General features: G+C 54.3%; 11 protein-coding genes. 8 read left to right on the forward strand and 3 right to left on the reverse strand.

Features of this window, described 5'->3' with window-relative positions:
* On the reverse strand, positions 1-1,116 hold a 1,116-nt coding region (gene gatB / locus HYU99_02315), incomplete at its 3' end, for an Asp-tRNA(Asn)/Glu-tRNA(Gln) amidotransferase subunit GatB (protein MBI2339188.1).
* An 82-nt stretch (positions 1,117-1,198) separates the two neighbouring features.
* Here gatB and cysK point away from each other — a divergent pair.
* From cysK to sat, 8 genes are all read left to right on the forward strand, one after another.
* Positions 1,199-2,110 (forward strand): cysteine synthase A, encoded by a 912-nt coding sequence (gene cysK, locus HYU99_02320; GenBank protein ID MBI2339189.1) that lies wholly within the window; start codon positions 1,199-1,201, stop codon positions 2,108-2,110.
* A 36-nt stretch (positions 2,111-2,146) separates the two neighbouring features.
* On the forward strand, positions 2,147-3,391 hold the full coding sequence (locus HYU99_02325; GenBank protein MBI2339190.1) for a threonine synthase: 1,245 nt from the start codon (positions 2,147-2,149) through the stop codon (positions 3,389-3,391).
* Entirely contained in the window at positions 3,384-3,635 is a 252-nt protein-coding gene (locus HYU99_02330; GenBank protein MBI2339191.1) for a FeS-binding protein, read from the forward strand. Before HYU99_02325 ends, HYU99_02330 begins: the two co-directional genes overlap by 8 nt.
* Positions 3,632-4,531, forward strand: coding sequence for a cysteine synthase family protein (locus HYU99_02335; protein ID MBI2339192.1), 900 nt, complete (start codon positions 3,632-3,634; stop codon positions 4,529-4,531). Before HYU99_02330 ends, HYU99_02335 begins: the two co-directional genes overlap by 4 nt.
* 37 nt (positions 4,532-4,568) lie before the next feature.
* Positions 4,569-5,033: a M67 family metallopeptidase gene (locus HYU99_02340; protein MBI2339193.1), complete on the forward strand. Its 465-nt coding sequence runs from the start codon at positions 4,569-4,571 to the stop codon at positions 5,031-5,033.
* Between the two features lie 75 nt (positions 5,034-5,108).
* Positions 5,109-5,387, forward strand: a complete 279-nt coding sequence (locus HYU99_02345; GenBank protein ID MBI2339194.1) for a MoaD/ThiS family protein — start codon at positions 5,109-5,111, stop codon at positions 5,385-5,387.
* The gene (locus HYU99_02350) at positions 5,384-5,746 is read left to right on the forward strand and encodes a universal stress protein (GenBank protein MBI2339195.1); all 363 of its coding nucleotides are present in this window, start codon (positions 5,384-5,386) and stop codon (positions 5,744-5,746) included. The genes HYU99_02345 and HYU99_02350 overlap by 4 nt, the downstream gene beginning before the upstream one ends.
* A gap of 21 nt (positions 5,747-5,767) precedes the next feature.
* Positions 5,768-6,925, forward strand: a complete 1,158-nt coding sequence (gene sat / locus HYU99_02355; GenBank protein ID MBI2339196.1) for a sulfate adenylyltransferase — start codon at positions 5,768-5,770, stop codon at positions 6,923-6,925.
* Positions 6,926-6,944: 19 nt separating this feature from the next.
* Here sat and HYU99_02360 read toward each other — a convergent pair whose 3' ends face one another.
* A complete protein-coding gene (locus tag HYU99_02360) occupies positions 6,945-7,322 on the reverse strand; it encodes a HEPN domain-containing protein (GenBank protein MBI2339197.1) in 378 nt (125 codons plus the stop codon).
* Positions 7,303-7,650: nucleotidyltransferase domain-containing protein (locus HYU99_02365; GenBank protein MBI2339198.1), on the reverse strand; the 348-nt coding region annotated here is incomplete at its 5' end. The genes HYU99_02365 and HYU99_02360, both read right to left, overlap by 20 nt.

Raw genomic sequence — 7,650 nt, forward strand, 5'->3', positions numbered from 1 at the left:
GATCTGCCCGGGCCTTACCTTTGATTGCTCGATTTCGATTCCTGTATTTTTCAATTCCCGCATCAGCTCGGTCATCATCCAGTTCGAAATCTTCTTTGGCTGATTATAGGCGCGCACCGCCTCCTCAAAATAATCTGCCATCGCCTTTTCGGCGGTGAGCACCTGCGCATCATATTCCGGAATCTGGTATTCCTTTGCAAACCGCGCGGCGCGGGCCGGGGCCAGTTCGGGGAGTTCCTGTTTCACCGTGGTGATCCATGTCTCGTCGATCAAAAGCGGCACGAGGTCGGGATCGGGAAAATAGCGGTAGTCATGCGCCTGTTCCTTCGACCGCATCGATTCGGTGACCCCCCGCCCTGAATCCCAGAGGCGGGTCTCCTGCGCGATCTTTTCGCCCGCAGAGAGGGCGGCCTTCTGGCGTTCAATTTCATATTCAATCGCCTTTTCCACAAACTTGAACGAGTTCATGTTTTTTAATTCCACTTTTGTTCCGAATTTATCCGATCCAACCGGTCGAATGGAAACGTTGGCGTCACACCGCATGGAACCTTCTTCCATATTTCCGTCGCAAACGCCGCAGTAGCGGAGAATGGAGCGCATCTGGCGTAGATATTCCGCCGCCTCCCCGGCCGAGTGGATTTCCGGTTCGCTCACAATTTCAATCAGCGGCACACCCGCGCGGTTGAGGTCAACGTGCGAGACCATCTCGTCGCCCAGTTCATGCAAAAGTTTTCCGGCGTCTTCCTCCATGTGAATCCGGGTGAGCCGGACCCTTTTTTTTTGTCCGTTGACCGGGACATCAAGCCATCCTCCCAATGCCAACGGTTCCTCGTACTGCGAAATCTGGTAGCCTTTCGGCAAATCGGGGTAGAAGTAATTTTTTCGCGCCCAGATCGATTTTTTCTGGATCGAGCAATTCAGGGCGAGGGCCGCCTTGATGGCAAAGTGGACCACTTCTTGATTTAAGACGGGGAGTACCCCCGGAAGCCCCAAACAGACAGGGCAGGTGTTCTGATTGGGTGTAGCCCCGAATTGAGTGGAGCAGGAACAGAAAATTTTGCTCTTTGTCAACAGTTGGGCATGAACTTCCAACCCGATAACTGGTTCATATTCCATGAGTTTCCCTCTAGTCATCCCGCTTGACAGAGTCAAGCCGCGTTTGTTACTTAAGCGGACACGTCACGCTAGCCCTCCTGAAATGGACTCTATTCTCCAGGCCATCGGCAACACACCGGTTATTCCTCTCAAGCATGTGGCTGGTGAGGGAGCCGAAATTTTCGGGAAGTACGAGGCGGGGAACCCCAGTTTTTCGGTCAAAGACCGGATCGCCCTTGCCATGATCGAAAAGGCCGAAAAGGAGGGAAGGTTGAAGCCGGGAGGGCTTGTTGTCGATGCCACGGCGGGGAATACGGGAATCGCCCTTGCCATGGTCTGCGCGGTTAAAAAATACCGCCTGATCATCTTCATGCCCGAAGACGCCAGCCTCGAGCGGCGGAAGATGTTTGAAGGTTTTGGGGCCGAACTTCGAACGACGCCGAAGGATGAGGGAATCCCCGGAGCTGTAAAGAAATCCGAGGAATTTATGAGGGGGAATCCGAACAGTTTCGCGCCAAGGCAGTTTGAAAATCCCGAGGTCCCCGAGGCCCATCGGCGAACGACGGCACAGGAAATTCTGGCCGATTTCCCCCAAGGGGTTGACGCACTGGTCGCCGGCGTGGGAACTGGAGGAACAATCACCGGCGTGGGCGAAGTCTTGAAGAAAAAGTTCCCGAAGATGAAAATTGTCGCCGTGGAACCGGCAGAATCGGCGGTGATATCGGGTGGAAAGCCGGGGCGTCACAAGATTCAGCAGTTGGGGCACGGCTTCGTGCCGAAAAATTTAAACCGTTCAATTGTGGATTACGTAATTGCGGTGACCGACAACGACGCCTATTCAATGACGCGCCGCCTCTCCCGGCAGGAGGGGCTTCTCGTTGGAATTTCCTCCGGCGCCAATGTCCATGCCGCAGTAGAGGTGGCTTCGAGTCTGGGGCCCGGCAAAAAGGTGCTGACTTTTTTGTGCGATGCGGGGCAGAGGTATTTCAGCATCGAGCAGTTTTTTAAAATGTAGGGGCGCAACGAGCGCGTTGCGCCCCTACGAAAGAATATGACCTATACAAAAGCCCTAAAATGCCGCGAATGCGGGCAGGAATATCCCAAGACGCCGACGCACGTATGCGAATTCTGTTTTGGTCCGCTGGAAGTGGTCTATGACTACGAGGCCATCAAAAAAGATCTGACCCTCGAAAAAATAAATTCACGCGGCCCCAATATGTGGCGTTACAAAGAACTGCTCCCGCTGGACGGCGACCCGACCGTCGGGAGGCAGGTGGGGTTTACCCCTCTCCGCCGCGCCAACCGTCTGGCCAAGGCGCTTGGGGTATCCGATCTCACCATTAAAAACGACGCGGTGAATTATCCCACACTTTCGTTCAAAGACCGCGTTGTTTCAGTGGCCCTCTCGAAGGCCCGTGAGTTCGGGTTTCAAACGGTTGCCTGCGCCTCCACCGGAAATTTGGCCAACTCGGTGGCGGCCAACGCCGCGGCGGGCGATTTCGAAAGCTATGTTTTCATCCCGTACGATCTCGAACCGACCAAGGTGTTGGGGACGATGATCTACGGCACCCATCTGGTGGGCATCCACGGCACCTACGACGAGGTGAACCGGCTTTGCAGTGAAATCGCCGGCAAATACAAATGGGCCTTCGTCAACATCAATATGCGCCCCTATTACGCCGAGGGGTCGAAGTCGATGGGATATGAAATTGTCGAACAGCTTGGCTGGAAGACGCCGCAGAACGTCGTTGTTCCGATGGCCAGCGGTTCGCTCTTGACCAAGATCGACAAGGCCTTTCGGGAACTGGAAAAAATTGGTCTCGTCAAGGAAAACCGGGCCAAAATCCACGGCGCGCAGGCGACCGGATGCGCCCCCATCTCCACGGCGGTGAAGAACAAATGGGACATCTTCAAGCCGGTCAAGCCGAACACAATCGCCAAGTCGCTGGCCATCGGCAATCCGGCGGACGGCTTTTATGCCGCCCGGTCGGTGACCCAAAGCGGAGGCTGGTGTGAAGACATTACCGACGAGGAGGTCATCGCCGGAATCCGGCTTTTGGCCGAGACGGAGGGGATTTTCGCCGAGACGGCCGGCGGCGTGACGGTGGGTGTGGCCAAAAAACTCATCGGTGAGGGGCGGATTCCCAAAAACGAATCGATTGTCCTCTGCATCACCGGCAACGGCCTGAAGACGCAGGAGGCCGTGGTGGACAAGCTTGGAAAGCCGCCGATCATCAAGCCGAGTTTAAACGAGTTTGAGGAATTAGTAGGAAAATTGGAGGTAAAAAATGGCTAAAAACGTCCGAAGAAAAGTCTATCTCACCTTTCCCGCCGCCCAGGTCAAAGAGGCGATCATCTGCGACATGTACGACAAGTACAAGGTCCGCTTCAACATCCGTTCCGCCTCGGTGAACGAGCAGGTGGGCCTGATGGCCGTGGAGCTGGAAGGGCCGGAGGACAAGGTGAACGAATCGCTCAAGTTTTTCCGCTCCCGGGGATTGACCGTCGAGCCGATTGAGATGAGTGTGATTGAGGGATGATTCTTTCTTCCATACTAGACCGAATCGGCAACACGCCTCTGGTGCGGATTCGGGAGTTGACGAGGCATTTGCCGCAAAAAGTGGAGATTTATGCCAAGCTTGAATATTTCAACCCCGGCGGATCGGTGAAGGACCGTGCCGCCTGGCGGATGATTCAGGAGGGGATCAAATCGGGAAGGCTCACGAAAGACAAGATCATCATGGATCCCACCTCCGGGAACACCGGTGTGGCCTACGCCATGATCGGCGCGGCATTGGGCTATCAAGTAGAATTGGTCATGCCGGCCAACGCCTCGCATCAGCGCAAGGAAACGGTGCGCGCCTTTGGGGCGAAGCTGACATTTTCCAGCGCGATGGAAGGGTCCGATGGCGCCATCCGGATGGCGCACAGGCTCCATGAGGAAAACGCCGGAAAATATTTCATGCCCGACCAGTACAACAACGAATTTAATTCCCGGGCCCACTACGACACGACGGCGATGGAAATTTGGGAACAAACCCAAAAACGGGTCACCCATTTTGTCGCCACCATGGGAACCAGCGGAACGGCGATGGGAACCTCGCGGCGTCTCAAGGAATGGAACAAAAATATTTATTGCGTGGGGGCCCAGCCGGCCCACTCGTTGCACGGTCTGGAGGGTTTGAAACATATGCCGACCTCCATTGTTCCCGGCATTTATCATGAGAAGGAATTGGACGAAATTATGGGACTTGAAACCGAGCCGAGCTATGATCTGGCCGATCGGTTGGGGAGAGAGGAAGGGTTATTGGTCGGCTATTCATCCGGCGGGGCAATGCTTGCGGCATTGAAATTGGCGGAGCGAATTAAAGAGGGGGTGATCGTCACTATTTTTCCCGATCATGGGGACAGGTATTTTGAAGGGATGAAATGGTGAATGGTAGATGGTAGATGGTGGATGGTGGATGGTGGGTATGCTTCAGATCAACAAAAAATTGTTGGACGAGATTTTTGCCGAGTGCAAACGGGCCTGGCCCGAAGAGGCCTGCGGGATGGTGGTTGGCGAGGTCGGCTCTCATCTGGTTGCGACACAGGTGATTCCCTCCCGTAATTTGCAAAATGAACTTCACCGGAGCGACCCCAAGCGGTATCCCCGCGACGCCAAGACCGCTTATGTCATCGATCCAAAAGAGATCGAACGTATTGCCCAGGAGGCAAGGGATAGGGGGGAGGCAATCGTTTCCATGTTTCACTCGCATCCGGAACATGGCGTCTATTTTTCAAAGGAAGACAGGGAAATGGCGGCGCCATGGGGGGAGCCGCTTTTTCCGCACATGTCGTATATTGTCGTTTCGGTGATTGCGAAAGAGGTTAAGGGAGCCTCGGAGTTTTACTGGGATCTGGATAAGAAGGATTATGTGGAGAGGAAAATATTATAGGGCGTGGATCGCAGATCGCGGATCGCGGATCGCAAAAACGAACCACGAACCACGAATCACGAACCACGAAAAACAATGTCCATCACAGTACGCATTCCAACGCCGCTTCAAAAACTGACGAACAATCAGGGCGAGGTGGAAGTGACGGGAAATACCGTTAAAGAGGTGCTTACCGCCCTCGAGACGAACTTCAGGGGTTTCCGGGAGCGCCTCTATGACAATGAGGGGCAGTTGCGCCGCTTTGTCAATATCTACGTCAACGACGAAGACGTCCGTTTTCTCGACGGAGAAAAAACGGCGGTGAAAGACGGCGACGAGTTGAGCATTGTCCCCGCCATTGCCGGTGGGCTATGAAGAAGGTTTTTCTCGTCATCTCCCCCGGCCGTGAGTCCACCGAGGCCCTTCATTTCGCCCTCCATAAGGCCAAAGAGATGAAAGGGGGGCTTTCTCTTGTTTATATCGGCCAAGACCGGGACGGGGTCAAAAAAAAAATCGAAGAAATAGAAAAACAGGCCCGCACCTTTCAGGTGTCTTGCGAGTCGGAATTAAAATCGGGAGATTATTTCGAAATCTGCGGGGAGCTTTCCCGAAGGGAGGATGCCGCCCTGATGGTTGTGACCGAAAAAAGGGGTTCCTTCCTGAAAAAAGTGTTTGAAGGTTCGGAGGCAAACAAGTTAAAGGACCGCGTGGTTTGCGAGCTTAAAATATATTAGAACAGAAAGGCATACAAAAATATGAAATTTCCCCTGCCGCCTCACGGAGGCACACTCGTTGAATGTTTGTTGACCGGACACGAACGCGAAGAAGGGGTCAAAAAGGCGGTCTCCCTGCCGCGTGTCACCTTGAACGAGCGTGAAATGTCGGACCTCGACATGATCGCCTCCGGCGCCTTAAGCCCGCTTGCCGGCTTCATGCAGTCGAAAGACTACAAGTCGGTGCTTGATACGATGCATCTTGTGAACAGTCTCCCTTGGACCATACCCATCACGCTGGCGGTCAAAAAGGAAAATGCCGGAAAATACAAGGAGGGGGAGGATGTCGCCCTTTACGATCCAGCGGGAGGCCCCCTGGCCATTTTGCATCTCAAGGAAAAGTTTTCTTATGATAAGGAAGAAGAGGCGGCCAAGGTCTACAAAACAACCGATAAGGCCCACCCCGGCGTTGCCGTGGTTTACGATCAGGGGGATGTTTATCTGGGAGGTCCGGTGAATGTGCTCAATCGGGTCAAGTATACCGATTTTGCGGAATACCGGAAAGACCCCGCCCACTTGAGAAAATATTTTCACGAAAAGGGGTGGAAGCGGGTGGTCGGTTTTCAAACGCGCAACCCCATCCACCGCGCGCACGAATATCTTCAAAAGTGCGCCCTCGAAATGGTGGACGGACTGCTTGTGCATCCGCTGGTGGGAGCCACCAAATCGGACGACGTGTCGGCCGAGGTCCGGATGAAGTGTTATGAAGTGTTGTTGAAGAACTACTATCCCGCCGATCGGAGCTGTATTGCCGTTTTCCCGGCGGCGATGCGCTACGCCGGTCCACGCGAGGCGATTTTTCACGCCATTGTGCGCAAAAATTACGGGTGCACCCATTTTATCGTCGGCAGGGACCATGCGGGAGTGGGGAATTACTACGGCACCTACGATGCCCAGCTGATTTTTGACGAGTTCGATCCGGCGGAATTGGCGATTCAGCCGATGTTTTTCGAACATACGGTCTACTGCAAAAAGTGCGAGGGGATGGCGTCAGCCAAGACCTGCCCGCATGGAAAAGAGGATCATGTTTTTCTATCGGGGACGAAGGTGCGCGAAATGCTCTCGCAGGGGATCGAACCGCCGCACGAATTTTCGCGGCCCGAGGTGGCGCGGATTCTTATTCAGGCGATGAGGAAGTAAAGCTTGGGGTCTCGTGACCCTAAATTTTAAGGCGGACAAATTCGCGGATACCGGCGGCCCTTCGCAGGGCGTCGCGGGCCTCCTCTTCCGTTGCCGATTCGTCGGGGTAGCGGAATTCAACCGCATATTCCTCAAGCTGGGCCGCATCTTCGAGGAGGGTTTCAAACTCAGGGTCGCTCTCTTTAGCCAGTTCCACAAGGACTTTCAGGGAGTGGATTTTTGGGGCATCGCGCTTCATTTTATTCAGGAAGGCCTTCAGATATTTCTCCGCGCATTGCTGGGCATGAAAACAGATCACATCCGCCATCCCGCTGACATCGTCCTCCGCCAGTTTTCGGCAGGCGGCCAGATCGGCCTCCGCTTTTTTTGTCCACGCATCAATCGGGTGATTTGTCATAGAGAACTTTGCCTTCGGCAAGAATTTTCGCCAAAAAAAGATCCCCCGCCTCAGATTTTTCGCCGATCTCTTCGGGGGTATGGACCAGAACATCCATGGGGACCAGCGGAGGCTGGCAGACATGCTTCACCTGGAGGCGTCTTTGGGCCGGCCGCAGGGGGGAAAGGGCATTTGTGACCACGAGAAGGTCGATATCGCTTTCCGGCTTTGGTTTACCCCAGGCATGGGAGCCGAATAAAATCACTTTTTGGGGCTGAAAATTCTCCACGATTTTTTGGCTGATCGTTTGCAGAATTTCGGGAGTTACGACAACGGGGTAACGAGGAGA

It is taken from the genome of Deltaproteobacteria bacterium (assembly GCA_016183175.1).
In the GTDB taxonomy this organism is placed as follows: Bacteria; UBA10199; UBA10199; order UBA10199; family SBBF01; genus JACPFC01.

Excerpts from the sequence above, each read along its gene's own strand:
- cysK (MBI2339189.1), top strand. The coding sequence starts at position 1,199 with ATGGACTCTATTCTCCAGGCCATCGGCAACACACCGGTTATTCCTCTC.
- HYU99_02325 (MBI2339190.1), top strand. The coding sequence starts at position 2,147 with ATGACCTATACAAAAGCCCTAAAATGCCGCGAATGCGGGCAGGAATAT.
- HYU99_02330 (MBI2339191.1), top strand. The coding sequence starts at position 3,384 with ATGGCTAAAAACGTCCGAAGAAAAGTCTATCTCACCTTTCCCGCCGCC.
- HYU99_02335 (MBI2339192.1), top strand. The coding sequence starts at position 3,632 with ATGATTCTTTCTTCCATACTAGACCGAATCGGCAACACGCCTCTGGTG.
- HYU99_02340 (MBI2339193.1), top strand. The coding sequence starts at position 4,569 with ATGCTTCAGATCAACAAAAAATTGTTGGACGAGATTTTTGCCGAGTGC.
- HYU99_02345 (MBI2339194.1), top strand. The coding sequence starts at position 5,109 with ATGTCCATCACAGTACGCATTCCAACGCCGCTTCAAAAACTGACGAAC.
- HYU99_02350 (MBI2339195.1), top strand. The coding sequence starts at position 5,384 with ATGAAGAAGGTTTTTCTCGTCATCTCCCCCGGCCGTGAGTCCACCGAG.
- sat (MBI2339196.1), top strand. The coding sequence starts at position 5,768 with ATGAAATTTCCCCTGCCGCCTCACGGAGGCACACTCGTTGAATGTTTG.
- HYU99_02360 (MBI2339197.1), bottom strand. The coding sequence starts at position 7,322 with ATGACAAATCACCCGATTGATGCGTGGACAAAAAAAGCGGAGGCCGAT.